The 1,103-nt window shown below is 46.4% G+C and carries 1 protein-coding gene; it reads left to right on the plus strand.

Going from position 1 to position 1,103, the window contains the following annotated elements; translation table 11 throughout:
• Positions 1–925, plus strand: a 925-nt coding sequence (locus A3763_RS28760) for a hypothetical protein (RefSeq protein ID WP_197482933.1), incomplete at its 5' end; no start/stop codon positions are given.
• Positions 926–1,103: the final 178 nt, after the last annotated feature.

Here is a 1,103-nt window from a genome sequence, read left to right on the forward strand (position 1 = left end):
GATCCACCTTGCCAGGAACTTGGTAGAAGATAACAAGCTTGCAACAAACCACTTGCAAAGATTGGATACAGAAAGTCAGGCAAAGGTTTTGGAATTGGCCTACCAATACAGCCGCTACCTGGCAGTGAGAAAAAAATCCGACCTTCCACACCTTGGCAAACGAACGATCGAACTACTTTCGACTAGAAGTAAGATCGATAAGACTAAAGTATTTCCAGACTTTCCAACACCTAAGTATCGTGACGATCAAGGACATAACTCACGCCGATTAACGCTAGCCGGCGGTTATGACGGCAGCCACCATTTCCAGCAACTGGAAATTCGAGCAGCATACCATGATCAACTGGATGCCTTACCTGGCTATATTCAAGGCGCTAAACTTGAAATGCTTAACATGAAAGTTCGTCGTACCGAGGTAAATAACGAGGCAAAGACTCGACTCCAAGAACTGAAACTCATCGATATTGCCTCCTACACACCTCGAAACCTACTAATTACACCAATTTCCTGGCATGTTGCGACAGGCTTTTATCGACCTCGCAGCGCCCCTGAAGAGTTAAGCAGTTTTTTGAATGCTGGTGGAGGGCTGAGTTATGAATATCTTGGGCAGCGTCTATACATCCTTACTGACGGAGAACTGAATCTCGATAATGATATCGATAAAGGCTACTGGTTAGCAGCAGGCCCCCGACTTGGCTGGCTAAGCCAGCATGAAGACTGGAACCTAAAGCTAGAAGCCTATCGCCCCTTTGATCTCTTCGGCGCTAAGTTCAAGCGCTTGGATATTGAGCTTGGCTTTAGCTTCAACCTTGGTGCTCAATGGCAAATCCGGGCACAAACGGCTTACCACAGCTTTTATCAGCAACAAACCAAAGAACAAGCCTATCAGCACTCCTCCAGTTTTTCTCTGGTTCATTATTTTTAAGAGTAAGAAAAAGGGTTTCTCAATCGAAAACATACATTCCCTCGTCTCGCTGGCAGGGTTAGCGCGGGGTAGACTCAGCGAGGGGTGGAACCCTCTGCCTACAGATATGAGGTTATACTATTATTGTAGGTAGAGCCTTCCATGGCTCGCTAGCGGGTTAGCACGAGATATACTCATG

The organism is Oleiphilus sp. HI0128 (assembly GCF_001635365.1).